Origin of the sequence: Streptomyces sp. NBC_01669 (genome assembly GCF_026339735.1) — a bacterium.
GTDB classification, from domain to species: domain Bacteria; phylum Actinomycetota; class Actinomycetes; order Streptomycetales; family Streptomycetaceae; genus Streptomyces; species Streptomyces yanii.
The window spans coordinates 2,493,852-2,520,322 of the sequence record NZ_JAPEQG010000001.1 but is presented as its reverse complement, the minus strand read 5'-3'; the positions used below and the strand labels follow the sequence as shown (position 1 = coordinate 2,520,322).

Annotated in this window: 19 protein-coding genes; 14 read left to right on the top strand and 5 right to left on the bottom strand. The window is 69.9% G+C overall.

The genetic code is table 11. The annotated features are described in order from the left end of the window. Positions 1-47 precede the first annotated feature (47 nt). Complete coding sequence (locus OG972_RS10945) at positions 48-836, bottom strand: IclR family transcriptional regulator (protein WP_266980550.1); 789 nt, start codon at positions 834-836, stop codon at positions 48-50. Between the two features lie 106 nt (positions 837-942). Between OG972_RS10945 and OG972_RS10940 the strand changes: the two genes are divergently transcribed. From OG972_RS10940 to OG972_RS10930, 3 genes are all read left to right on the top strand, one after another. Beyond that, positions 943-1,905: a 5-dehydro-4-deoxyglucarate dehydratase gene (locus tag OG972_RS10940; RefSeq protein WP_266980548.1), complete on the top strand. Its 963-nt coding sequence runs from the start codon at positions 943-945 to the stop codon at positions 1,903-1,905. A gap of 116 nt (positions 1,906-2,021) precedes the next feature. Beyond that, positions 2,022-3,359: a gluconate:H+ symporter gene (locus OG972_RS10935; protein WP_266980546.1), complete on the top strand. Its 1,338-nt coding sequence runs from the start codon at positions 2,022-2,024 to the stop codon at positions 3,357-3,359. A 52-nt stretch (positions 3,360-3,411) separates the two neighbouring features. Beyond that, positions 3,412-4,740 (top strand): enolase C-terminal domain-like protein, encoded by a 1,329-nt coding sequence (locus OG972_RS10930; protein ID WP_266980544.1) that lies wholly within the window; start codon positions 3,412-3,414, stop codon positions 4,738-4,740. A 32-nt stretch (positions 4,741-4,772) separates the two neighbouring features. On the opposite strand, the gene OG972_RS10925 is transcribed toward OG972_RS10930, so the two are convergent. Together OG972_RS10925 and mptB are read right to left on the bottom strand one after the other, a co-directional pair. Next, positions 4,773-6,086 (bottom strand): glycosyltransferase 87 family protein, encoded by a 1,314-nt coding sequence (locus tag OG972_RS10925; protein WP_266980543.1) that lies wholly within the window; start codon positions 6,084-6,086, stop codon positions 4,773-4,775. Between the two features lie 94 nt (positions 6,087-6,180). Continuing rightward, positions 6,181-7,647, bottom strand: coding sequence for a polyprenol phosphomannose-dependent alpha 1,6 mannosyltransferase MptB (gene mptB, locus OG972_RS10920; RefSeq protein WP_266980541.1), 1,467 nt, complete (start codon positions 7,645-7,647; stop codon positions 6,181-6,183). 587 nt (positions 7,648-8,234) lie between these two features. Between mptB and OG972_RS10915 the strand changes: the two genes are divergently transcribed. The 7 genes from OG972_RS10915 (at position 8,235) to OG972_RS10885 (ending at position 20,543) form a co-directional block, all read left to right on the top strand. Next, positions 8,235-12,212 (top strand): metallophosphoesterase, encoded by a 3,978-nt coding sequence (locus tag OG972_RS10915; RefSeq protein WP_266980539.1) that lies wholly within the window; start codon positions 8,235-8,237, stop codon positions 12,210-12,212. A 118-nt stretch (positions 12,213-12,330) separates the two neighbouring features. Continuing rightward, on the top strand, positions 12,331-13,539 hold the full coding sequence (locus OG972_RS10910; protein WP_266980537.1) for a HupE/UreJ family protein: 1,209 nt from the start codon (positions 12,331-12,333) through the stop codon (positions 13,537-13,539). Positions 13,540-14,081: 542 nt separating this feature from the next. Next, entirely contained in the window at positions 14,082-14,291 is a 210-nt protein-coding gene (locus OG972_RS10905; RefSeq protein ID WP_266980536.1) for a ferredoxin, read from the top strand. Further along, a complete protein-coding gene (locus tag OG972_RS10900; RefSeq protein ID WP_266980534.1) occupies positions 14,281-15,654 on the top strand; it encodes an NAD(P)/FAD-dependent oxidoreductase in 1,374 nt (457 codons plus the stop codon). Before OG972_RS10905 ends, OG972_RS10900 begins: the two co-directional genes overlap by 11 nt. Before the next feature lie 31 nt (positions 15,655-15,685). Then, positions 15,686-16,891 (top strand): cytochrome P450, encoded by a 1,206-nt coding sequence (locus OG972_RS10895; RefSeq protein ID WP_266980532.1) that lies wholly within the window; start codon positions 15,686-15,688, stop codon positions 16,889-16,891. A gap of 160 nt (positions 16,892-17,051) precedes the next feature. Then, positions 17,052-17,195, top strand: a complete 144-nt coding sequence (locus OG972_RS10890) for a hypothetical protein (RefSeq protein WP_266980530.1) — start codon at positions 17,052-17,054, stop codon at positions 17,193-17,195. Between the two features lie 378 nt (positions 17,196-17,573). Next, positions 17,574-20,543 (top strand): BTAD domain-containing putative transcriptional regulator, encoded by a 2,970-nt coding sequence (locus tag OG972_RS10885; RefSeq protein WP_266990400.1) that lies wholly within the window; start codon positions 17,574-17,576, stop codon positions 20,541-20,543. A 163-nt stretch (positions 20,544-20,706) separates the two neighbouring features. On the opposite strand, the gene OG972_RS10880 is transcribed toward OG972_RS10885, so the two are convergent. Next, the gene (locus OG972_RS10880) at positions 20,707-20,901 is read right to left on the bottom strand and encodes a hypothetical protein (RefSeq protein ID WP_266980528.1); all 195 of its coding nucleotides are present in this window, start codon (positions 20,899-20,901) and stop codon (positions 20,707-20,709) included. Positions 20,902-20,976: 75 nt separating this feature from the next. Continuing rightward, a complete protein-coding gene (locus OG972_RS10875; protein ID WP_266980526.1) occupies positions 20,977-21,741 on the bottom strand; it encodes a thioesterase II family protein in 765 nt (254 codons plus the stop codon). Between the two features lie 165 nt (positions 21,742-21,906). Between OG972_RS10875 and OG972_RS10870 the strand changes: the two genes are divergently transcribed. From OG972_RS10870 to OG972_RS10855, 4 genes are all read left to right on the top strand, one after another. Continuing rightward, a complete protein-coding gene (locus OG972_RS10870; protein ID WP_266980524.1) occupies positions 21,907-23,280 on the top strand; it encodes a hypothetical protein in 1,374 nt (457 codons plus the stop codon). Continuing rightward, positions 23,280-24,284, top strand: coding sequence for a methyltransferase (locus OG972_RS10865; RefSeq protein WP_266980522.1), 1,005 nt, complete (start codon positions 23,280-23,282; stop codon positions 24,282-24,284). Before OG972_RS10870 ends, OG972_RS10865 begins: the two co-directional genes overlap by 1 nt. A 172-nt stretch (positions 24,285-24,456) precedes the next feature. Then, positions 24,457-25,746, top strand: a complete 1,290-nt coding sequence (locus OG972_RS10860; protein WP_266980520.1) for a sensor histidine kinase — start codon at positions 24,457-24,459, stop codon at positions 25,744-25,746. After that, a complete protein-coding gene (locus tag OG972_RS10855; RefSeq protein ID WP_266980518.1) occupies positions 25,710-26,354 on the top strand; it encodes a response regulator transcription factor in 645 nt (214 codons plus the stop codon). Before OG972_RS10860 ends, OG972_RS10855 begins: the two co-directional genes overlap by 37 nt. Positions 26,355-26,471 lie beyond the last annotated feature (117 nt).

The following is a 26,471-nucleotide window of genomic DNA, read 5'->3' as shown; positions in this document are numbered from 1 at the left end:
ACCCCTTGGAAGAAGAGGTCCGCTTGGAACGAAGAGCGCCGCGGGGGTCAGCGCCAGTCAGGAGCGCCTGAAGCGGGTGTGAGGACACTCTCGATCTTCGTCCGTATCTCCCGCATGACCGCGACGATCCGGGCCCCGTGCTCCTCGCTGAGTCGCGCCACCGGCACCGAGCAGCTGATGGCGTCGGTGGCCGGCGTGTCGTACCTCAGGGCGAAGCCGAAGCCCGCGATGCCGGGCACTGTCTCCTCGTGTTCGACGGAGTAGCCGCGCTTCCGCACTTCGGCGAGGTCGGCGAGCAGCGCGGCGTATTCGGTGTGGGTTTTCTCCGTGAGGGCTGCCAAAGGGCCTTCAACGAGCGGGAGTTGGTCGTCGGGGCGCTCGGCGAGCAGAGCCTTGCCGAGGGCTCCGGCGTGGGCCGGGATCCGGCGGCCGACCCGGCTGATGGTGCGCAGGTACTCGTGGGATTCGCGCGTAGCGAGGTAGATGACGTTCGGTCCGTCGAGCCGGGCCAGATGAATCGTCTCGCCCAGCGTGTCCGATGCCTCGTCGAGATAGGGGCGGGCCGTGCGCACGTGTGGGTCGCTGTCCAGGTAGCTCGTGCCCGTGTGCAGGGCGCGGATGCCGATGCCGTAGAGGGAGCCGGTCGTGTCGGAGCGCACCCAGTCGCAGTCGACGAGGGTCTGCAGCAGCTGGTACATGCTGCTGCGCGGGACGTCCAGTTCCTTGGCGAGTTCGTCCAGGCGTGCGGGCCGGTCGCCCCGTGCGGCGAGCAGTTCGAGCAGTGCGACCGTCCGGGCCGCCGACTTCACCCCACGGACCCCGCTGCTTTCCGGCATGGCCTCATCTTAAATCCGCGTCGGCGCACCCATTGACCGCGTCCTGGTCACCCACCTAACCTCCGTTCTCATACATGTACGTCATCTGCATATGGGGATGGGATTCATGGAACGGTTCAGTGCGGAGATCGAAGGCGTCGCTCAGCGGCTGCGCGAGGGCATGGCGGGCGGAGTGCTGTCCTTCCCTCTCACGAGCTTCCGGGACGACGGCAGCCTCGACCTGGAGTCGTACAGGGCGTATCTGACGGCCCAGCTGTTCACCGCACCTGGCGCGGTGTTCCCGGCTTGCGGAACCGGGGAGTTCAGCGCGCTGGACGAGGACGAGTACCGCGCGGTTGTCGAGGCCACGGTCGAGGTCGCCGACGGCCGGCTGCCCGTGGTGGCGGGGATCGGCTACGGCTGGGCACAGGCACTGCGGTTCGCCCGCATCGCGGAGGAGGCCGGCGCCGACGCCCTGCTGGTGCTGCCGCACTACCTGGTCGGAGCCCCGCAGGACGGTCTGGTCGAGCAGCTGCGCCGGATCGCGACCGGCACCCGGCTGCCGCTCATCGCATACCAGCGCGGCCAGGTCGCCTTCACCGCCGAAAGCGTGCGCCGGATCGCCGAGATCCCCACGGTCATCGGCCTGAAGGACGGGCACAGCGACCTCGATCGGCTCCAGCGCCTCACCCTCGCCGCACCCGACGGCTTCCTCTTCTTCAACGGCGCCGCCACCGCCGAGATCCAGGCCCGCGCGTACGCCACCGTCGGCGTCCCGGCCTACTCGTCGGCCGTCCACGCGTTCGCGCCGGAGATCGCCGACGCCTGCTTCACCGCCCTGCGAGGCGGCGACGACGCGGGGGTGAACACACTGCTGCGCGACTTCTACGTCCCGCTGGTCGAGCTGCGCGACCGGGTGCCGGGTTACGCCGTGTCTCTGCTCAAGGCCGCGGCCCGGCTGCGCGGCCTGCCGGTCGGCCCCGTACGCGCCCCGCTCACCGACCCCGGCCCGGCTGACCTCGCCGATCTGGAGAAGCTCCTCGACGACGGGCTGAACCTGGTCGGAGCCGTGCGCCGACGCGCCGTCTGACGCGGCCCCGCCACCTGCTGCACCCCCCTTCACCCACCGCCATTGCCACCGGCTCCGACGAGGAGTCACCAGCAGGTCGGCGGTTCGACAGTTAGACAGTTCAAAGGGGAACTGACATGCCACTCCTTGTAGTCGGGATCAGCGTTCTGGTTCTGCTGCTCCTCATGACCCGACTGAAACTCAACGGCTTCGCCGCGCTCCTGCTCGTCGCGGTCGGCGTCGCGCTGGTCCGGGGAATTCCGGTGGCCGACATCCCGGACGTCCTCTCGGAGGGCATCGGGGGTCAGGTCGGCGACACGATGCTCACCATTGGGCTCGGCGCCATGGTCGGCCGCATCATGGGGGACTCCGGCGCCGCACAGCGCATAGCCGGCAAGCTCCTCGATGCCTTCGGCCCCCGCTGGGTCCAGGTGGCCATGGTGGTCACGTCCATGCTCATCGGCGTGACCATGTTCTACGAGGTCGCCTTCATCATCATCGTGCCCATCGCGTTCACACTGGTCAGGGTCACCGGGGCGAACCTGCTGTGGGTGGGCCTGCCGATGTCGATCGCTCTGTCCACGATGCACAGCTTCCTGCCGCCGCACCCCGGCCCCACCGCCGTGGCCGCGACCTTCCACGCCTCCGTCGGCCACACCCTCTTCTACGGCCTCTTCATCGCCGTACCGGCCGGTGCGCTCGTCGCGCTCGTGTGGCCGCGCCTGCCGTTCGTCAAGGCGATGAACCCCTCCATACCCAAGGGCCTGGTCAGTGAGCGCGAGTTCACCGACGAGGAGATGCCCGGCATGGGATGGTCGCTCTTCGTGGCTCTCTTCCCGGTGGTGCTGATCGCCGGCGCGGCCGTGACCGACATGGTCACGTCCGGTGAGAACTCGTTCCTGCACGTGATTGCCTTCATCGGCTCGGCGCCGATCGCGCTCCTTCTGACCTTCCTCCTGGCGGTCTGGGCGTTCGGACCGCGGATCGGCCGCAGTCTGGCGGACGTCAGCGCCTCCTGCTCCTCGGCGGCCCAGGCGATGGCGATGATCCTCCTGGTGATCGGCGCGGGCGGCGCCTTCAAGAACGTCCTCGTCGAAGGCGGGATCTCCGACTACATCAAGGACGCCACGGAGAACTGGTCGATCTCGCCGATCATCCTGGCGTGGCTCATCGCGGTCATCCTCCGCGTCGCGCTCGGTTCGGCGACGGTCGCCGTCGTCACGGCCTCCGGCGTGGTGCTGCCGCTTCTGGCGGGCAGCGGGGCCCACCCCGAGATGATGGTGCTCGCCGTCTCGTGCGGGTCGATCGCCTTCTCCCACGTCAACGACCCGGGATTCTGGTTGTTCAAGGAGTACTTCAACCTCTCGGTCATCGAGGCGATCAAGGTCCGTACCAGCTATACGACGGTGCTCGCGGTCCTCGGCCTGGGCGGCGTCCTGGCGGGCGAGTGGGCCCTCGACTTCCTCAGCCTCTGAAGCCCCTGATCACAGTCCCCGCCTCGCCCTCCTACCCAAGGACCCGACAAGCATGAGCCAGCCGACCGTCACCCACTTTGCCGTCTACCCCGTCGCCGGCCGCGACTGCATGGAGCTGAACCTCTCCGGCGCCCACGGCCCCTACTTCACCCGCAACGTCGTCGTCCTCAGGGATTCCGACGGCCGTACGGGACTGGGGGAGGTGCCCGGCGGCGAGAAGATCACCCAGACGCTGCGGGACGCCGAGTCCCTGGTCGTCGGTGCGAAGGTGGGCGACTACAAACGCGTCCTGCGCGAGATCGGGAACCGCTTTGCGGACCGCGACTCGGGCGGACGAGGTGCCCAGACCTTCGACCTGCGGACCACCGTGCACGCCGTCACGGCCGTCGAATCGGCGCTGCTCGACCTGCTCGGCCAGCACCTCGACGTGCCGGTCGCGGCCCTGCTCGGCGACGGCCGGCAGCGGGACTCCGTACGGGTGCTGGGCTATCTCTTCTACGTCGGCGACCCCGACCGCACCGACCTGGATTACGTCCGCGAGCCCGACTCGGACGTCGACTGGTACCGCCTCCGGCACGAGGAGGCCCTCACGCCCGAGGCGATCGTCCGTCAGGCCGAGGCGGCCTACGACCTGTACGGCTTCCGGGACTTCAAGCTCAAGGGCGGAGTTCTGGCGGGCGCCGAGGAGGTCAAGGCCGTACGCGCGCTCAAGGACCGCTTCCCCGGGGCACGGATCACCCTGGACCCGAACGGCGCGTGGTCGCTGCGCGAAGCGGTCGAGCTGTGTTCGCCACTGGTGGGCACGCTCGCCTACGCCGAGGATCCCTGCGGGGCGGAGGGTGGCTACTCCGGACGCGAGATCCTCGCCGAGTTCCGCCGCGCGACGGGCCTCCCGACGGCGACCAACATGATCGCCACCGACTGGCGACAGCTGGCCCACGCGCTGTCCCTGCAGTCGGTCTCCATCCCGCTGGCCGACCCGCACTTCTGGACGATGCAGGGCTCCGTGCGCGTGGCGCAGCTGTGCAACGCGATGGGCCTGACCTGGGGCTGTCACTCCAACAACCACTTCGACATCTCGCTCGCCATGATCACGCACTGCGGCGCCGCGGCCCCGGGCGAGTACAACGCCCTGGACACGCACTGGATCTGGCAGGAGGGCCTGGAGCGGCTCACCGTCACCCCGCCACGGATCGTCGACGGCGAGATCGCCGTCCCCGACGCCCCCGGCCTGGGTATCGAACTCGACATGGACCGCCTCCTCGCGGCCCACGAGCTTTACCGGAAAGAGGCGCTGGGGGCGCGGGACGACGCCGCGGGCATGAAGTACCTCGTGCCCGGCTGGACGTTCGACGCCAAGCGCCCCTGCCTGGTGCGCTAGTGCCGTGACCGGCAAGCTTGCCGGGAGGGGCACTAGGTGTATTGCCCTGACAGCGGACTGCCGGCTTCCCCGGCGTGCAGGGGAGCCGGGGGAGGAGTGGCTGCAGCGGTCAGAGCCACGAGGGTGAGCAGCGCGCACACGGGGTAGGCCCAGCCAAGCACAGCGAGGGGCCATGAGTAGTCGAACGAGGCGATCCGGGGATGGAGTTGTACCAGCCAGAAAGCGAGATGGCAGGGCAGCGTCGTCGCCCAGGCGGCCTGAGCGGCTGCGCGCCAACGGGTGCGGTGCGGGGTGTGGAGGAGCCAGAACAGGGCGGGGAGGGCCCAGACCCAGTGGTGGGACCACGAGATGGGGCTGGCCAGGAGGCCGAAGACCTGCACCGCGAGGAGGCACCCGAGTCGGTCGGACCGCTGTGCGCTGCGCACTCCGGCGAGGAGTGCCAGCACGCCCACCAGGGCGGTCGCCGTCCACCACGGGGCGGACATGCCGACATCGTGGCCGAGTGAGCGCGAAAGCGCCCCGCGCAACGACTGGTTGAGTCCGGACCCGACGGGGCCGACGCGTGCGGCATCGCCCACGGCATGGAGCCAGAAGTCGCGGGAGGGCCCTGGAGCCAGCCACCAGCCGGTCGCCGCCGCGGCGAAGAACGCCACGGCCGACCACGCGGCAGCTGTCCAGCGCCTGCGGATGAGGAAGTAGAGACCGGTGACCGCCGGGGTCAGCTTGATCGCGGCGGCGATTCCGACACCGAATCCCGCCGCGGCTGCCGCGCGCTGCTGGACAGCGAGGACGATCAGGGCCGCGAGCAGCAGGTTGATCTGTCCGAAGGCGAGTGTGGTGGTGACCGGTTCGGTCCACATCAGGGCGGCGCTCCACAGCAGTACCCGCTGCCGGTGCTGCTCGGGTGGTGTGTCCGGGGCGGCCAGGCGCAGACTGCCGTGAACGAAGGCGACCAGAGCCAGGAGCGAGGCCGCGGTCCAGGCGGCCGCCGCCGGCGGGAACGGGAGCGCGGAGAGGGGAAGGAAGAGGGCAGCGGCGAACGGGGGGTAGGTGAAGGGCAGAGGGAAGATGTCGGGGCCGGGCAGGTGGAGCCGGAAGGCGTACAGGTCGCCGGAGAACAGATGGGTGGAACCGGTGCGGTAGACGCGCAGATCCACCATGCCGGAACGGGTGCAGGCGGGGATCCACACCAGCAGCAGCATCACCAGGGAACTCACGGCCAGCACCCAGGTCGCTCGGCGGGCCAGCGCGGTCCGCACCGCCGGAAGTGGTGGCCACCGAAGCTGTGGGCCCTGCGGTTCCCGGCCACGCGGCGGAACGGCGTTGTCGTCCACGGCGGTTGTCATGGTTGTGCCCTCCAACGTCGTTCGGTCGCGGGCGAATGCCCAGGAAATCCCGGCCGGAGGACCTCTGCCGGCAGGGGCCGTGTTCACGCCACCATCAGGGTGAAGGCGCCGGGAACCGGCCTGTCTCGGCGGCTCCGGTCATGGCGAGGGCTGCCTGCTCCCGACTCCGCTGAGCCGTCCATGCCAGCACCACCATGGTCAATGACCCCCCGATGACGGCGGCGACCGCATAGGTCCAGGTGGGCCCCCGGCCCGCGGGCAGCACCAGCAGGAGCAGAGCGACCACGGCCCCCTTCACCCGGGCATCCGCCAGAGTGCGCCACGCCACCACAGCAAGCGGCACCCCGCCCCACAGCAGGTACCACACCTGCACCGTGGGAGCGCACATCACCAGGGCCAGCAGCCCCATTGCCGCAGCGCGTTCCGCCCCGTAGCGGGGAGCACGCCATAGGCAGAACACCACCGCGCCCAGCCCCGCCAGCGTCCCGACCGTACGTGCCGCGGTCACCGCCCCCGGCGCGGCGTTCCATCCCACCGCGGCCGCGATCCACTCCAGCACTCTGCCCACGTCCGTGCTCACCGACAGCAGCGTGTACACCTCGGTCGGCGTACGCATGGTCCGCAGCCACCCCCACCCCTGCCCGCACAGGGTCACACTCAGCCACAGCGTCCCGCCGGCCACCAGGGCGATCCCCAGAGCACGACCGCAGCGCCGCCGCCAGCCCGACTGCGCGGCCACCGCCACCATCGCGGCACACCCCAATGCCACCGCAGCCGGGGCCTTCACCAGCACGGCCGCCATCAGCACTGCCGCGCCCAGACCCCATCGTCCGGAGCGGAAGGCCACGAAACCGGCCATCATCAGGCCGACCATCAGTGCCTCGTTGTGCGCCCCGCCCACCACATGCGCCAACATCAACGGATTGAGCGGCGCCGCCCACCAGGCCCCTCCACCGCCGGCACCCGTCCGCACCGCCAGCCGCTGCACCGACCACGCCAGCAGGGCCAGCCCAGCGAGCGCCACCAGCCGAAGCCCCACGACCGCGGCGACCACATGATGCTCCCCGGTCACCGATACCACGGCTTGGCTCGTCAGCACGGACACCGGCCCGTACGGGGCCGGTGCGTCCCGCCACATCTCCGGGACATTGGCGGCGAGCGGGCCGCCCAGTGCCGTCGGGCCGACCTCGTAGACGTTCCAGCCGCGCAGGGCCAGCGCACCCTGGGCCATGTAGCTGTAGACGTCAGCGCTGAACAGCAACGGCGCGGGCAGCAGAGGCAACGCCCAGCATCCCAGTGTGCTCCACTGCTGCCTCCGGCTCATCGCCGCACCGGCCCGCAAAAGCGTGCCCAACTGCCACCAGGCCCACACCAGCAGCCCGAGTCCGGCATATGCTGCCGTCGCGCCCACCGCTGTGACGAGCGGGCCCGGTGCTCCCCACACCCCGTCCCGCACGCCTTGCGGCAACGCGCCGGCGCCCCACGCACCCGCCGAGAGCAGCACGGAACCCCACATGCCCCGTCGCGTCCATTCCCGGACCGCGCTCCCTACCGCTCTCATTGGGCCGAACCTAGGTCCCTCCCGGGATCGCCGAACCAGCACCGGCGAAATAGAGGGCGAACTCAGGATGTCGGCCTGTTGTCCACGGTCAGGTCCGTGACGGGGGCAGTCGGATCCCACGCGTGAGCTCGGATGCGCGCGGTCTGCGCCGGGACGACCGCACCGGCCCGGCTCGTGCGAGCTTCCGTCCAGCTCATGGCCGAGCGCCGCGGCAGCGATCTCGCCTCCTGGACGGCCGACGTCGAGCCCGTTTCCCGCACCGGCGCCATCGGATCCTTTCGGCACGACATCCCGCACCGGCGCCGCAGAAAGTGCGACAGAGCCCGTTTGGCAGACCGTCACGGTCAGGGCGGAGTCGTTGGCGTCTGTCGCGGCAGCTCTTCGCGATCTCGGCTGCGGTGACCCTCCATGGCTCTGGCACTGACACTGAAAGCGACTCAGAACCCAGGCCACCGACAATCCTTCCACTGGTTGTTTACGGGTGATGTAACTCCATTCACCCGCGCTGCCCAGGATTCGCCACGGGCATGTCGTACATCGTCACGGCGTGCCCTTCACCTTGTGGCGAACAGGAAGGACGGCTGCTGATGCGGCCCACAGAGCGGCGAGTACGGCCGACTGGCAGATCAGGTGGACGACGGCTCGCGGGGGCGGCTCTCACCGCGCTGCTCCTCGCGGGCGGCAATCTGACGGCGGCGTACGCCGAAACCGGTTCGGAGCAGCGCACACCAGGGCAGAGCGGGACGGCGGAGGCCACGAGCCTGCCGACCCTCACCCCCGGCGACGGTGCATATCTGGAAGGCACGCAGAAGGCCGCGGGCACGCCGACGCTGGCCGGTGACTCCGTGACGCGGCTCGCGGTCGACGGGAAGGCCATCGACGGCGAGCGGACGGTCGGGGTGTCCCGGCTCGGTTTCGACGTCGGGTCGAACTCGACCGAGGCCCGCTACCACAACTACGTGCTGGTCAACGGTGAGTACCGGGCAGACATCGGCGACCTCGTCAACGAGCGGGGCACGATCGAGATCCCGAACCAGCACCTCGTCAAGGGCGAGAACAAGATCGAGTTCTTCGCCGGCACGGTCGACAGCTCGTGCGGCACCAACTACGACGATTTCGTGCTCTCCGACATCAGCCTGGACCTGCTCGGCGAGGTCGCGGACGGTGAGGAGAACGAGTACACGTACTCCTTCGGCGACGGCAGTTGCGGTTCCAACACCTCGCTGCTGACGAAGGCCGTACTCAGCTTCTTCGTCTTGGGCGACCCGCAGGGCACCACCGGCCTCACAGCCGACCTGGACACCACGAAGCTTGCCAACGGCGTGCACACGCTCACCGCGACGACCGCCGCGGGCAGGACCGTCAAGAACACCGTGACGGTGAACAACGCCCCGGCGGGCGCCCCCGGGTTGCTGCCCAAGGACGGCACGCTGGTGGCCGGACGGCAGTCGGTGTTCACGAACTTCCCGGCGGGCGCCGAGGGCGCCGCCGAGTCGCTGACCGTGGACGGCGACGCGCCCGTCACCGATGCGCACCTCGGCAACCGCGCGGCGACCTTCTCCTTCGACGTCGGGTCGGACTCGATCGACGACCGGTACGACAACTACCTGCTCGTCAATGGCAAGCGCATCGACATGGGCGGCACCTGGGTGAGCCAGCGGGTCGACATCGCGATCCCGGCGCGATTCCTGGTGCCCGGTGACAACACCGTCACGGTGGTCACCAGCCCGTACAGGGAGAGCTGCGGCAACAACCGCGACGACTTCGACATCTCGCGTCTCGCGTTCGCCTTCGACGGCGGCACCGTCACCGGCCGCGACATCGCGGACTCCTACGCCATGGGCGACGGCACCTGCGGCAACAGCGACACCCGCCTGCGCGAGGTGGAACTGCACTACGCGATCGACGCCCCGGCCGTGCACGTCTCCGACACCCTCGGCTCCGGCAACGCGACCCTCGGCTTCACCGTGGGCAGCAACTCGATCGAGGCCCGCTACCAGAACCACATTCTGGTGAACGGTCAGAAGCACGTGCTCGACGGCGACTTCGTCAGTCGGCACGTCGACCTGGCCTTCCCGAACGAGTGGCTCGTCCCCGGCTGGAACACGATCGACTTCGTCGCCGGCACCTATCCGACGTCATGCGGCGACAACCACGACGACTTCGCCGTCTCCGGCATCACCCTCACACCGGCGAACGGCACCGCCGCAGGCCGGATGCTCAAGGGCTCGTACAGCCTCGGTGACGGCAACTGCGGCGACAACGTCAACCCGCTGACCGAGATCGACCTCGAGTTCTTCGTCGAGGGCCCGGCCCAGGGCCTGCGCGCAGACCTCGACACGACGAAGCTCGACGACGGCAAGCACACCCTGGCCGCGACGTCGAAGACCGGCAGGACCGCGACCCGGGTCCTGGTCACCGACAACTCCGCGCCGCGGGTGGCCGCCAGCGTCCCCGCCGCCGGTCAGAAGATCACCGCCTCGGTCGTCCTCGATGTCCGGCTCGAGGACCTCTCCGGCGTGGTGAACGGCCCGGACGTCAAGCTGGACGGCAAGCCGGTCCAGCTCGGTGCCCCGGTGGGGCCGGGCCTGTCCGCCGGCGAGCACACCCTGACGGTGTCCGGCACCGACGGCATCGGCAACAGCGGAACCCGCAAGGTGAAGTTCACCTCCGCCGGCATCCCGGACGTCCCCGCCGACCTCACCCCGAAGTCCGGCACGACCGACGCGGGCAGCAGCGTCAAGCTGTCGGCGAAGGTGGCCGAGCCCGACGGCGGCGAGGTGAGCGCCACGTTCTCCGAGGCCGAGATCCTCACCCCGAACCAGGTGTACCAGGGCACGGCCGCGTCCGTTCCCACCACGCTCGAGGTCAAGGGCGAGAAGAAGGTGAAGGCCGAAGGCCTCGCCCCCGCCGACGGCAGGACGCTCGAGGCGCCGGCCGCCGAGGACGTCACGTTCCAGCGGTTCGACGTCCAGGTGAAGGGTCACGTCGACGCGCCTGTGCTGCGCTGGGAGGGTGTCATCGACCCCGAGCGGCTCGCCGCGCTGCGTGTGTGGAACACCGCGACGTCGAAGTGGGACGTCCTGACCAGCGCCCGCGGCGTCGCCGAGGGCGACACCGTCCTGACCGCCGTCGTCGACCGGAAGTACGTCGATGGGCAGCAGGTCCACACCATGGTGACCGGCGAGGATCCGTTCGCCGACGACATCGACGCCGGTGACCCGAACCGGTTCGCCGACCCCGATTCGTACGACTTCTCGATCGTCCACTACACCGACACGCAGTACCTTTCCGAGGGGGCGGTGGAGCAGGAGACGCCCGAGGAGCGCGCGGTCTGGGAGAAGGCGTACGGCGACGTGTCGCGCTGGATCGCCGACAACAAGGACAAGCGCAAGATCGCCTACGTCGCCCACACCGGCGACATCATCGAGAACAACATCCGCAAGCCCGCCGACGAGGCCATGCAGCGCCAGATCACCGGCGAGCTGGAGCTGTCCTCGAAGCAGCAGAAGATCCTGGACGACGCGGGTGTGCCCAACGGTGTGATCGCGGGCAACCACGACAACCAGTCGGGCACCGAGAACGGTCCGGACGCGATCTACAACCAGTACTACGGGCCCGAGCGCTACCAGGCGCTCTCCAAGGGCTGGAAGCACGCCGAGTACGGCGGCCCGTGGCGTGAGGGCGACAACCAGAACCACTACGACCTGTTCTCCGCCGGCGGCCTCGACTTCGTCGTGGTCGGTCTCTCCTACGGCGTGACGCGCGAGGAGGCCGAATGGGCCGACTCGGTCTTCAAGCGCTTCCCCGACCGCAACGGCATCCTGCTCTCGCACGACTACCTCGCGCCGAGCGGCAGCCCGAACGGACGCGGCGCCCCGTTCTCCGCGCCCGACGGCTCGATGCTGTACAAGAAGGTGGTCCAGGACAACCCGAACGTGTTCCTGATCCTCGCCGGTCACGAGCACGGCGTCGGCACCAACGTGAAGCCCAAGGTCGGCGAGGTCACACACGACGTCGTCGAGCTGCTCGCGGACTACCAGTTCTACACGGTGTCCGCGGACCGGCTCGGGCTCACCGAGATCGGCGGCTACAAGCCCGACGACAAGCTCCAGTTCGGCGCGAGCTTCTTCCGGATGCTCCAGTTCGACGTCGACCGCTCCGAACTGACCGTGGACACCTACTCGCCGCTGCTCGACGAGTTCGGCGCCACCGAGTACGACACGAACCACCGCTACGACGGCACCGAGGACAACATGGTGCTGCCGATCGACCTCAGCAGCCGCAAGACGACCTTCAAGACCGACTCGCTGGCGCTCTACGACCCCGTGAGCGTCATCGGGAAGACCAAGGTCGACTCGGGTGGGATCGCCTCGGTGACCTGGAAGGGACTCAAGCCCGGCACGACCCACGCGTGGTTCGTCACGGCGCGCTCCACCGGCGGCGGCGTGACCGCCTCCGAGCCGAGTGCGTTCGTGACCAAGGACGCCCACGGCCGGCCCGGCGTCTGGGGCGCGGACACGCCCGCGTACCCCTGGTTCACGTCGTCCACCGACCGGCGATGACCGGTTGACCCGCCGGTAGCGCCTGTCCGGCACCCACGCCCGCCGTCCCGGACCCGACCGGTCCGGGACGGCGGGCTCGCCGCCGTTCGCCCCCTCGACAGCGAGAACCGAGACCTCCATGCGTCCCGCCCCCGTGCCCACGCCAACACCACTGCCAACGCTCCCGTCCTCCTCCTGGCTGCCCCGGCTCCCGCCGCGCCGGCTGTCCGCCGCGCTCCTCACCACCGTCGCGGCCCTGGTGGCCGTGCTCGCCGTCGGCCTCGCCCATCCGTCCCCTGCCGCCGCGCACGACGTGACCTCAACCGCGTACGTCGAGGTGGAGGGCACCGGAGCCCGTGTCGAGGCGACCCTGGACCTCGAATACGACCTGCTCATGAAGTCGGCCTGGCTCTACGCCGAGGCATACGAGGCGAAGGACCGCGCAGAGCAGCTGCACCAGCTCCACACCCATGCCGGCGCGGTGACCGAGTACGTCACGGGACGCTTCGCCGTCACCCACGACGGCAAGGTCTGCACACCCCGCCGTGCCGGCGACGCGGACATCCGCACCCGCGGCAACCGGCCGTTCGCCGTCCTCACCCTGGCCTACGCCTGCGCGGGCGGCCCCGACGGCACCTACACGATCTCCAGCGCCCTGTTCCCCGACACCGAGAGTTTCGTCCACAGCGCCGAGACGATCGTCCACTACGACATGGACGGGCAGAGGGGCTCCCAGGTCCTGTCCGCCGCCGAACCGACCCTGGAGACCGGCGGACACCACGAGTCGCACCAGATCGTGGAGTTCTTCCTGCTCGGCACCGAGCACCTGCTGTTCGGCCTGGACCACATCCTCTTCCTGCTGTCGCTGCTCATCGGCGCCCGCGGCCTGCGCGACATCGTTCTCGCGGCGACCGCCTTCACGGTCGCGCACAGCGTCACGTTCCTCCTGGCGGCCACGGGCGTCGTGAACGTGCCGGGATCGGTCGTGGAGCCCGTCATCGCCGCCTCCATCGCCGTCGTGGCCCTGGCCAACGTCGCCCTGCGCGAACGTGAGGGGGCCGGGCGCTGGCGGCTGCCGGTCGTGTTCCTGTTCGGACTCGTCCACGGTCTGGGCTTCGCCGGCGCGCTCGGCATCGACGAGAACCCGTCCTGGGAACTGCTGCTGTCGCTGCTGAGCTTCAACGCCGGTATCGAGGCGGTGCAATTGGGCATCATCGCCGTGGTGTTCCCGCTGCTGGTCCTCCTTCGCCGGACTCCCGCACACCGCTGGGCCCTGCCCGCGATGGCCGCGCCCATCGTGATCGTGAGTCTGTACTGGTTCTGGGGCCGGGTGGCAGACGCGGTGTGACCGAGTGGGCGGGAAGCGCGCGACGCGCCTCCAAGCGGAAGTACGAGACGGAGCAGATGCGGCGCCCCGGCCGTCTCCGAGGACCTTCTCGCCGCCATTCGTCGTCGGCGGCGACCTCACGCATGAGCGCGGTCACGGACTGGCCGACGGCCTCCTCGGCGAATCACCCGAACAGCTCCTCAGCAACGCGCCCTCATCGATGAGGGTCGCCCACGTCACGCCACTGGCCCAACGGGTCGAGCGGCTGCTCGACCAGCCGGCAGGCGATCCCCTTACGGGATGATCGCGCAGCCAGGCCATGAGCGTCTCCGCGATGCGGCCGGGCAGCACGTCCACGCGCTCGCCGGTCTCCACATCGACGGACAGCCGGGCGTTGATCGACTCGATCGAGGTCGGACCGCACCGTCATCCACGTGGCGGCGCCCTCGGGGGCGGTGGTGCGGACCACTTCCGCGTAGGCGGTCCGGTCGTGAAGAGCGTCCGGTGCGATACCGGCGTAGAAAGGGAAGGGGACGCCGGTACGACTCAGGGAGTGACCAGCCATGCAGATCGTTGTGGACCTCACGCGCTGCCAGGGCTATGCGCAATGCGTCTTCCTCGCGCCGGAGGTGTTCGAGCTGCACGGTGACGAGGGGTTGCTGTACGCCCCGGCCGCCCCGGACGACCAGGCCGAGCGCGTGCGCCAGGCCGCGGCGGCGTGCCCGGTCCAGGCCATCCTCGTCGGCGAGGAGGTGAGCGCCGGTGCCCGGTGATCTGCGGGACGGCCGCATCGTCATCGTCGGCGCGTCGCTGGCCGGGTTGAGGGCCGCGGAAACGCTGCGCGAGGAGGGCTTCATCGGCTCACTGACCGTGGTGGGGGATGAGTCCTGTCCGCCCTACGACCGGCCACCGCTGTCCAAGCAGGTGCTGCTGGGCAAGGTGCCGGCGGACACCACGGGGCTGCCGATGCGCCGGGATCCGGACGCCGACTGGCGGCTGGGAGTACGTGCCACCGGCCTGGACCCTCTCGGGAAGCGGGTGATGCTGGCCGACGGCGAGTCGCTGCCGTTCGACCGGCTGCTGATCGCCACCGGGACCCGGGCACGGCCCTGGCCCAACCCGGAGGAGGCATCCCTGGACGGGGTGTTCACCCTGCGCACCCGCGACGAGGCCGGGGGGCTGGCCGAGCGACTGGCCGCCGGGCCGAAACGGGTGCTGGTGATCGGCGCCGGCTTCACCGGTTCGGAGATCGCCTCGGCCTGCCGGGAGCGGGGGATCGAGGTCACGGTCGCAGAACGCGGCCCCGCACCCTTGGTGGGCGCGCTCGGCGGCACTCTGTCGAAACTTGCGGCCGTCATGCATCGCAACCACGGCGTGGACCTGCGCTGCGGCGTGACGGTCACTACGCTGCGCGGGGACGGGAACGGCCGGTTCACCGGTGCGGACCTGTCCGACGGCAGCCGTGTCGACGCGGATGTGTGCGTCGTGGCGTTGGGGGCGGTCCGCAACGTCGAGTGGCTGGCGGAGTCGGGGCTGGCAGCGGGTCCGCGCGGAGTCGCCTGCGACGCCGGGTGCCGGGCCTTCGACATGTACGGGATCGTCACCGACGACGTCTTCGTGGCCGGCGACGTCTCCCGGTTCCCGCACCCGCTGTTCGGGTACCAGATGCTCTCCCTGGAACACTGGGGCAACGCGGTCGCACAGGCCGAGGTGGCGGCCCACAACATGGTCAGTCCAGGGCCCCTGCGGCGCCCGCACCTCGCCGTACCGACGTTCTGGTCGACCCAGTTCGGGCTCAACATCAAGTCGGTGGGCGTGCCCACCTACTCCGACCACGTGGTCATCGCCCAAGGCTCTCTGGAGGCGCGCCGCCTGGCCGTGGTCTACGGCTTCCAAGGACGGGTCACCGCCGCCGTCACCGTCGACATGGCCAAGTCGCTCGACTACTACAAGCACCTGATCGAGACGGCTGCTCCGTTCCCGCCCCCGCCCGGCTCGGCGGACCGTGCGATCGCGGCCGACATCACGATTCCGTCCGACGTGCCGGACCCGAGCGGGCTGTCCCACGGCCCCACTGTGGCGCTCACCGGTCACCTGCCCGATCGCCGGCTGACGGTGGTACAGCCGCCCCGCTGACCCACGTCCCGCCCAACCACGAGGAGCCACCATGGACTCCGAGACCTTGCTGGCACGGATCACCGACTACGCGAACCGCCCCAACCCCTACCCGCTGTACGCGGAACTCCGCGAGGCCGGTCCCGTGGTGCGGCAGGCCGACGGCAGCTATCTGATCGGCACCTACCACGAGATCGCCGCTCTGCTCCACGACCCTCGGATCAGTGCCGATCCACGCATCCGCACCGCTCCGTCCCCGTACCCGTCCGGTGAGACGGTGAAGCCGCCGTTCCTGCGGCTCGACGACCCCGAGCACCACAGGCTGCGCACCCTGGCCATGCGCCCGTTCGGCCCACCGCACAGCCCTGGCCGGGTCGACGCCATGCGCGGCGAGATCACCCGCATCACCGGGGAACTGATCGAGGAACTCCGGGACCGCAAGCAGATCGACATCGTCGACGACTTCGCCTACCCCCTGCCCATCACAGTCATCTGCCGACTGCTCGGCGTCCCGCGCGAGGACGAGTCACTGTTCCAGGCATGGACCGACTCCATCGTCGCGACCGCCGACATCGGGCCCGAGGAAGACACCACGGAACGGGACCAGACGGGCCGCCAGGCCCGGCAGGAGATGGGGCTGTACCTGGTCAACCTCGCTGAACAGCGCCGCGACCGGCCCACCGACGACATGCTCTCCGCCTTCGTCAACGAGCCGGATCCGGCCCTGCGGCTCAGCCAGGAGGAACTCGCGGAAACCACCGTGCTGTTGTTCATCGCGGGGCACGAGACCACGGTCAATCTGATCACCAACGGAGTCCTCACACTGCTGCGCCAACCCGAGCAACTGGACCACCTTCGTCGCGAACCCGGCCTGCTGCCGCGGGCGGTGGAGGAACTACTGCGATACGAGCCCCCGGTCCACATGCGCGAGAGGATCCCCCACGCCGACATCGACATCGCCGGCACCACGATTTCCCAAGGAACTTCCGTCGTACTGGCGCTGGCCTCAGGCAACCGCGACCCGAGGCGGTTCCACGACCCCGATCGGTTCGATCCCACCCGGCCGGACAACCAGCACTTCGGCTTCGGCAGCGGCATCCACCTGTGCTACGGCGCACCCCTCGCCCGCCTTGAGGCCGAGGCCGCGCTCGGCGCGTTGATCCCCCACCTGAGCACGGCAAGCCTGGCCCAGGACCCGCCCCCCTACCGGCAGAACGCCATGCTCCGCGGACCCCGCCACCTGCCCGTCCACCTATGACTCGGCTGCGTGGCGGCACACGACAGCAGGCAGGAGTGGCGGTCTGCCCCGTATCCCGCTGGTCGGACCAGCAGGGCGTGTTCCATGCCGCGGTGGAGGGACCGGTGACGTGGCTGCAGACTCGCGATCCACGCGCTTCTCACAGCTACGGACCAGTGGGTTGACCGCCTTCGTCGGCGATGGCACCCTCACCCGGCTCGACACCGTGTTCGCCCGCGACCAGCGTTCCAAGATCTACGTCCAGGACCGCATGCGCGAGCACGGACGGCCCCGGTCCGACGCGGCCACGGCGGTGGCCTCGTGACGCGCGATGTGCGCCCGGTCGACGCGGTGCTTGCCGCGGGTGCGACGAGCTCGGTACGGGAGCTGACCGGCGCCCGGGAAACGTCCGGCGGCCGGAACTGCGTACGGACGTAACGGAATCTTCGGCTCCAGATTTCGGCCTCTTTGCCGTGGTGTTGCCCGCCGGATGAAGTTACTCCCGGGTCGATGAAAACTGTCCGGATCCGTTCCCTTCTCGCATCGCCAGACCCCTTCCCGGTTGACATGATTGCCCACGCAACCTCCATGGTCGCGACGATTCTGTGATCTTTTTGGTCTTCTTTTGTGGCCAGTCTGATTGCATGCAGTCAGACTGATCCGTGGGGACGGGGGACGGGGGAGTTTTTTGTCGCAGCAGTTGGTGTTCAGAATCCTGGGGCAACTGGTCGTCAACGCAGGCGAACGCACAATCTCGGTGGGGGGAGCACGGCAGCGGACCGTACTGGCCATGCTCTTGCTGTCGCCCGACCGCGTCGTCTCGGTGGACAGTCTCATCAAGGCGGTCTGGCAGGGGAGTCCACCGTCGACGTCGAGGAACCAGATCGCGATCTGTGTCTCGGGGCTGCGCAAGACGTTCGAGTCCGAGGCGAATGTGGACGATCTCATCGTCACGGCACATCCCGGCTACATCCTGGCGACCGGCGACCATGTCGTCGACTCGCTGGAGTTCGAGGAAGAGGTGCGGCGGGGGCGGGAGTTGATCCGGCGTGGGCAGGCCGCGGAGGCCGGGGCCGTGCTGGAGAGTGCGTTGAACCTGTGGCGCGGCCCCGCGCTCGACGGCATCAACGGTGCCGAGGAGGGTGCGGCGACGCTCGATGAGCTCCGCCTCGACGCGTACGAGGAGCTGGCCGGGCTACGTCTGCAACTGGGCCAGCACCGCTCGCTCATCGGGGAGCTCGCCGGGCTGGTCAAGGAGCACCCGCTGCGCGAGCAGGCGCGCGCCCACCTGATCCTCGCCCACTACCGGTCGGGGCGCCGGGCCGAAGCGCTCGAAGTGTTCCGCGAGGCACGCCAGCTGCTCGTCGAGGAGCTGGGGATCGAGCCGGGCCCCGCACTCCAGGAGCTGCACGACCAAGTGCTGCGGGACGCACCGGAGCTGACCGTGCGCCATATTGCCGCGCCGACCGTCTCCTTACCTGCGCAGCTTCCCGCCGGGGGAGCGGCCTTCACCGGGCGGGCGGCTCAGCTCGCCCTGCTCGACGGGCTGCTCGACGAGCGGCGGGGCCACGCGCCCCTCGCCGTGGGTGCCATCTCCGGGGTGAGCGGGGTGGGTAAGACGGCACTCGCCGTGCACTGGGCCCACCAGGTCGCCGAGCAGTTCCCCGACGGCCAGCTCTTCGCGGATCTGCGGGGGTACGACGAGCATGACGACCCCACGGCGGCCAGCGCCGTCCTCGACCGCTTTCTGCGGGCGCTCGGGGTGCCCGGCCCGCAGGTCCCGACCGACCCGAACGAACGCGCCGCCCTGTACCGCAGCGTCCTGGGCAGCAGACGGGTCCTGATCGTGCTCGACAACGCCGCCTCGTATCAGCAGGTCCGCCTGCTGATGCCGGGAAACGGCCGATGCTGTGTGCTGATCACCGGGCGGGACGCGCTCGACGGGCTGACCGGCGACTACGCCGTACGCCGCATCGGGCTCAACGTCATGAACCAGGACGAGGCCATCCGGCTGCTCCGGAAGGTCGCGGGCGAGGAGCGGATCGCCGCCGACCCGGCAGGCGCCGAACTCCTCAGTCAGCTCTGCGACCGGCTGCCGCTCGCCCTGCGCATCGCCGGCGCCCGGCTGGCCGCCAAGCCGCACTGGTCGGTGCGGACCCTCGTCAACCGGCTCTCCGACCAGCGGCTGCGGCTGGATGAACTCAGCCAGGGCGACCAGGGGGTACGCGCCGGATTCCGGCTCAGCTACCGAGCACTGCCGCCGGCCGCCGCCCGGATGTACCGGCGCCTCGGCCTGCTCGCCGTACCCGACTTCACCTCATGGGTGGGCGCCGCCGTCCTCGACACCGATCAGGCGACCGCCGAGACACTCATCGAGCAACTCGTCGACGCCCAGCTGCTGGAGGTCGTCACCGGGGACACGGACGGTGCCATCCGCTACCGCTTCCAGGATCTGCTGCGGCTGTTCGGCTGGGAGTGCGCGCAGGCCGAGGAGACCGAGGAGGAACGCGACGCCGCCCTCGACCGGGCCTTCGGTGCCTGGCTGTCTCTTGCCGATGCCGCACACCGGCGGGCGCACGGCGGTGACTACACCATCATCCACGGGCCCGCGCCGCGCCTGTCCCTGCCCGAGGAGATGGTGGACGACCTGCTTGCCGACCCGATGGCCTGGTTCGAGTCGGAGCGTGCCGCGATCGTCGCGGTCGTCGAGCAGGCGGCGCGCACCGACCGCTCCGCGCAGGCCTGGGACCTGACGATGAGCAGCAGCACCCTGTTCTCCACCCACAACTACCTGGAGGACTGGCGCACCTGCGCCAGGCACGCCCTGGAGGCCGCCCGCCGCACCGGCGACCGCATCGGTGAGGCGGCGATGCTCCAGTCCCTCGGCTCCCTGGAGATCTACCAGAGCAGGTACGCGGCGGCGGAGGCCTGGCTGAACCCCGCGCAGAAGCTCTTCGACGAACAGGGCGAGGAGCACGGGCTCGCGCTCGTACGACGGAATCTGGCTCTGTGCGGGCGGTTCCGGGGCGAGTTGGGGACGGCCCTGCGCCATGCCGAGGAGGCGCTGCGCGGCTTCAAGAAGGTCGGTGATCTGATGTCCGAGAGCTACGTCCTCGGCCTGATGGCGCAGATCGAACTGGAGTCTGGGCGGGTGAGTGAGGGCATCATCCTGAGCGCCGAGGCCGTCTCGATGAGCCGTGCGGCCGGATTCCTCAGGGGTGAGGCGCAGAACACCTACCGGTTGGCCGAGGCCCAGATGCGTAACGGCGAACCCGCCAGAGCGGCGGAGCACTGCCGGACCGCACTGGGGCTGTCCCGCGTCGAAGGCGACACCGTCGGCGAAGTGTTCGCGCTGCGGGGGCTCGGGGAGGCGCTGTGGCGGCAGGAGCTGCTCGACGACGCGCAGAGCTGCCTCCAGGACGCGCTGCGCGTGGCCGAGGATCTGGCCGACCGATTCCTGCAGGCCAGGATCAGGGTGGATCTCGGCGTCATCCTCGTCGCGCGGGGGGACGGGGAGGGCGTGGGGATGCTCGGCCGGGCGCGGGCGGTCTTCACGGACCTCGGCGCCGACGCCTGGCAGCGCCGCGTCGGCCGCCTCGGCGACGCGGCACGGACCGTGGGCCCCGGCAGCCCCGTACCGGTCGCCGAACTCGCCCGGCTGCTCGACAACTGACGGGGAGGGCGCGGGACAGGGAACCCGGCATGTGAGCCCCCTGTGCCCCGTCTGCCCGTGCTGCCCGTGTGGGCGGGTGTGGACCCGCCTGCCCGCGCGCGGACGAACGCCGGCCCGGTCCGCGACGGGGGCGCGGGCCGGGCCGGCGGGCTTGTGCGAGCGGTTACGACCAGGGCTGCTCGTCCTGCGTCGTGGCGCCGCCTCCCTCGCCGGGGGCGCTCCACGGCTGCTCGGCGGCGAACCGGAAGCCGTCCGGTGCGGCCGGGCCCGTGGTCACGGCGGCTGCCATGCCGGCCAGCAGGAGCGCGGCGGTGCACAGGGCTCCGATGGTGGCGGGAACCGTCTTGGTGGCGAGCATTTCCAACTCCTCGTCAGGCTTTGCGGGTGCGACAGGAGTAACGCTAGGGGCTCCTATTTTTGAAGCGATATCGGTTCAATTTCGAAGCGCCCTCAAATGCTTGGAAAAATAGTCGACGAGGTCCGCCTCGTACGGTTCCAGATAGAAATGATCGCCAGGGAAAACGCGATGGGTGAACGACGAGGTGGTGAGTTCCTCCCAGGATCTCAGTCCGTCGAGGCCGCATCGCGGATCGCTGATGCCCGCGCAGGCCACGATCGGGGTGCCGAGCGCCACCGGGTGGTGCGGCCTGCCCGTCTCCAGGACCCGGTAGTCCGCTCTCAGGGCCGGCATCAGGAGCTCCCTGAGGTCCGGGTCGTCGAAGACGTCCAGTTGCGTACTGCCCAGCCGCCGGAGCGATTCGATGATCGCCTCGTCCCCCTCATGGTGCACGGTCGTCGGTTCCACGCGGTGCGGCGCCGGCCGGCCCGAGACGATGAGGAGCGCGGGATTCACCCCGTGCTCCGCCGACAGCTTGGCCGCGACGGCGTACGCCACCGCGGATCCCATGCTGTGCCCGAAGAGTGCGAGCGGACGGTCGAGGAGGCCGAGCAGCGCCCCGGTGATCCGGTCCGCGAGTTCGTCCATCGACTCGATGACCGGTTCCGCGATCCGGTCCTGCCGGCCCGGGTAGCGGGCGGCGAGCAGCTCGACGTCCGGTGGCAGCAGCCGCCGCCAGCCCCGGAACATGCTCGCGGTGCCCCCGGCGTGCGGGAAGCACGCCAGCCGCAGGGCCGGTTCGGCCGTGCCCCGCAGCCGCCGGAACCAGAGGCCATCACTTCTTTCCGCGGTAATACCCATTAGAAATCCCCTCCGGCGCCGAATCATAGTGAAATCCTCGAGCCGCGGGCCGTCACCCCCTGCATATCGAAGAAATATAGCCACGCCCGGAATGCTTCGCCCCGAGACCCGACTGATGAGCAGCTGCGGGCGGCCCGTCCGCATCCAGGGAATATGGGGTAATCCGTGGGATCCACAACAGAAGATCGCAGCGGTGGTCAGACAGCCCCCGGGGAGACCGTCTGGCCGGGACACAGCGGCGTCGGCGGGGTGAGCCTGGCCGTCGAGCGGGCCAGGCCGGCCGAACGCTCGGCGGAGGCCGCTCGCCATGCACTCGCACGGTGGTCGAAGGCTCCGACGCAGGCGTTTCCGTACGCCGAAGTGCTCGCCCACTACCGGGCCGTAGGGCGCAATCACGCCGACGACGACCTGCTCGCCGAGCTGCGTACCGTCGGTGAGAAGCTCACCGCGAGCGCCCCGGCGTACGGGGAGGAGCGGCTGCTCGCGGACTGGCTGCCGATGACGTACGACCGGACGGACGGCGACTACGACTCGTACATCGGGACCGCTGTCTTCGACTCGCTCGTCGAGCAGGCCGGTCCCGGACGCCGGGCCGAGGCCATCGACGGCTTCACCGCGGTGGCCGTCGCCGACCTCGTGGCCATCGAGGCGGAGGCGCTGGCGACCGCGCCCGACGACGTGCGCGCCTATGCCCGTACCCGGGCCGCCGCCCGCACGCTCACCCGGATCGCGGACTATCTTCCGCGCGCGGCGGCCGAGTCGGAGGACCTGGCGCAGCTGCGTACGGCGCTGACCGGACAGAGCGCCGCCGACACCCTGGCCGCCGTCGCGAGCAAGGCCGCCCAGTCGACGGCCGAAAGCTTCCCCGTGCTCTACCGGAAGGCGGTGGAGCTCACGCTGATTCCCACCACCCGGCTGCACGACGAGCTGATGTTCATCCGCAGCATCCAGATCTTCGAGGGCATCTACCAGCAGGTCGCCCGCGACGTGGAGGCGGCGGCAGCGGCGCTGGAGCTCGGGAACGTGCCGGCCGTCCTCGAACTGCTCGCCGACGGGGCCGCCCGGATCGAGGCCACGCCCATCCTGTACCGCGTCCTGACCGGTATGCCGATCGACTCGTTCGCCATCATCCGCGCCTACACGGACGGCAGGAGCGCCATCCAGTCACGCTGGTACCGACAGGTGGAGGCCTTCTGCGTACCCGGGCAGCCGATGCCGACGGGCAAGAAGATCCCGGCCGTGGTCGTCGAAGGACCAGGCCTGGACGCCACGTTCGCCTCGCGCGCCGCGAATCTGCCGGCCGACCGCGCGGCACAGGTGGCCGAGGCCATGGAGCGGCTGGACAAGGCGTGGGGGGCGATGAAGCGCAACCACTGGGGGCTCACGCTGAAAATCATCGGCGATGTGCCCGGCACGGGTGGCACGAGCGGTGCCTCCTATCTGAAGACCGCCGCGCAGGTACCGCTCTTCCCGCGCCTGCGCGACGAGGCCGGAACCGATGCCCCCGAGGACACCACGTCCGAAGAAGGAGTCAACTGATGGACGACGCACAGCGCCACAACCATGAGCTGCGCCAGAAGATCATGGGGTACATCGTCTCCCGGGCCATCCACGCCGTCTGCGAACTCGGCATACCCGACCTGCTCGTTGACCGCCCGCAGCGCATCGCCGAACTCGCCGCCGGGACCGGCGCCGACCCCGACGCCCTGCACCGGTTCCTCCGCGTCCTCGCGGCCGAGGGCATCCTGAACGAGGAGCAGCCCGGCACCTTCGGGCTGACACCCATGGGCGCCCTCCTCCGTACCGACACCCCCGGCTCCCTCTCCCATCTCTCCAGCCTGATGGCCGGCGAGGCGTACGAGGCCTGGGGAGCCGCGACCCACGCGCTGCGCACCGGACGGCCCGGCTTCGACGAGGTCTACGGCAGTCCGTACTTCGAGTGGCTCGCCGCCCATCCCGAGGCCGCCCGCACCTTCAACGAGGGACAGGCGGGGCTGGTGACCCTGCGCCTCCTGCCGCTCCTGGAATGGGACTGGAGCGCGGTCGGCAGCGTCGTCGACGTCGGCGGCGGCAACGGCACCCTGCTCACCGACCTGCTGCACGGCAACGACCGGCTGAAGGGCGTCGTCTTCGACCTCCCGCACGTCCTCGACGAGGCACGGCAGGCCCTGGCCGACGCCGGACTCGACGGCCGCGCGGACTGCGTCGGCGGCAGCTTCTTCGACGAGGTACCCGCAGGCGGCGACGTCTATGTCCTGGCCCAGATCCTGCACGACTGGGACGACGAGAGCGCGATACGGATCCTGGAGTCCTGCCGCCGGGCCATGGGCGGACAGGGCCGGCTCCTCATCCTGGAACAGGTCGTGCCCGACGACGGCTCCCGGCATCCGGCCGCGCTGCTCGACCTGCACATGCTGGTACTGCTCGGCGGGCGGGAGCGTACCGAGTCGGAGTGGCGTGCCCTGCTGGACCGGGGCGGTTTCGACACCGCCGACATCCACCGGGGAGCCAGGGCCGCGCTCATCGAAGCCGTCCCTCGCTGACGCCTGGCTCACCCCCGGCCCGGTCCTCGAGCAGGGCCTTTGACCAGGCATTCATCCAGGGGGGACCTAGGTCCCCCCTGGAAGAGGGGGGACAGGCCCAATGTTCCCGGAGCGGTCGCAGGACAGACTGATGCCTGCAGGGACCAAGAGGTTCCGAACCGAGGAGGCCCGGATGACGACACCCGCACCGCCCAAGCTCTGGCAGCCGCCACTGCGGGGACTGGCCCTGGCGGCACAGAAGGTGCCTCAGCTCGCCCTGTTCGTCCTGATGGTGATCTCCCTGGTCTATCTCGGCCTCGGCGTGGGCGTCCTGCTCCTGCCGCTGGTCGTGGCCGCCGTGAGGAAGCTGGCGAACCGGTCCCGGAGGCTGGCCCACGTCTGGTCGGGGGTCCGGATCGCGCAGCCGTACCGTGAACTGCCGCCGCGGGAGCCCGGCTTCTTCGGCCGGTGGCGACGCTGCAGGCAACTCCTCTCCGACCCCGCCACCTGGCGGGACATGCTGTGGACGATCGCCGACCCCGTCGTCGGCACCGTCCTCGCCCTCATGCCGGCGGCGCTGCTCGTCTACGGACTGGAGGGCCTGGTCTTCCCGTTCGTCTGGGACGACCTCGTGTCCGCCGGATACGACGACCACTACGCAGGACTGATCCATGTGCACGGCGAGACCGGTCTGCGCACCTGGCTGATGCCCCTCGTCGGCATGGTGTTCATCGGGCTGGGACTGTGGGCAGGACCCAAGCTGGTCACGGCCCACGGCCGCTTCACCCGCACCCTCCTCGGTCCCCGCTCGAGCGCCGAACTTGCCGCACGAGTCGGTCATTTGACCCGCACCCGGGGTGCCGTCGTCGACAGCCAGGCGGCGGAGCTCCGCAGGATCGAGCGCGACCTCCACGACGGGGCGCAGGCCAGGCTCGTCGCGATGGGCATGAACCTCGATGCCGTCGAACAGCTCCTGGACTCCAACCCCGAGGCGGCGCGAGCCCTGTTGATGGAGACCAGGGACTCGTCCTCCAAGGCGCTGAGCGAACTCCGCGACCTCGTACGGGGAATCCATCCACCGGTCCTCTCCGACCGGGGTCTGGGAGACGCCGTGCGGGCCCTGGCTCTGGACAGTCCGCTCCCTGTCGATGTGGTGGTCGACCTGCCCGGCCGGCTGGACGCCCCCGTCGAGTCCGCCGCGTACTTCGCCGTCAGTGAACTGCTCACGAATGTGGCGAAACACGCGAAGGCCGGAAGGGTATGGATCGACATCAGGCACGACCGGGACGCCCTGCGCATCAGCATGACCGACGACGGGGTGGGTGGCGCCGCGGCATCCGCGGGAACGGGGCTGCGCGGAATTGAGAGCCGCATTGCCGCATTCGACGGCATACTTGCCGTGAACAGCCCTCAGGGCGGACCGACGATGGCGACGATGGAGATCCCGTGCGCATTGTTCTCGCCGAAGACCTCTTCCTCCTGAGGGAAGGGCTCGTGCGCCTCCTGACCGCCCATGGATTCGAGATCGCCGCCGCCGTGGACACCGGACCCGCCCTCCTGGACGCCCTGATCGAACACCGGCCGGACATCGCGCTCGTCGACGTACGGCTCCCGCCCACCTTCACCGACGAGGGGCTGCGCGCCGCCATCGAGGCGCGCAGCCGGATCCCGGGCCTCCCGGTGCTCGTGCTCTCGCAGTACGTGGAACAGCTCTACGCCCGTGAGCTGCTGGCGGACGGTTCGGGCGGGGTCGGCTATCTGCTCAAGGACCGCGTCTTCGACAGCCGCCAGTTCATCGACTGCGTACGCCGGGTGGCCGCGGGCGGCAGCGCGATGGACCCCGATGTGGTGGTGAAGCTCCTGGCGGGCAACGCCTCCGACGCCCCCCTGGGCCGGCTCACCGCACGGGAACGGGAAGTTCTCGGACTGGTGGCGGAGGGCCGCTCCAACGCCGCCATCGCCGGGCGGCTCGGTGTCAGCGAGAAGGTCGTCACCAAGCACACATCGAATGTCTTCACGAAACTCGACCTCGTACCGTCCGACGACGACAATCGCCGCGTTCTCGCCGTCCTCGCCTATCTGAATTCCTGACAACTCTCGCTGTATAGGCGCCGTATAGCCCCCGCGGGCATGCTGCGCCCGATGAGTCATGACCTCATTCGGGGAAATCAGAGAAATCAGAGAAACCAAATGAATGGGCCGGTCGGT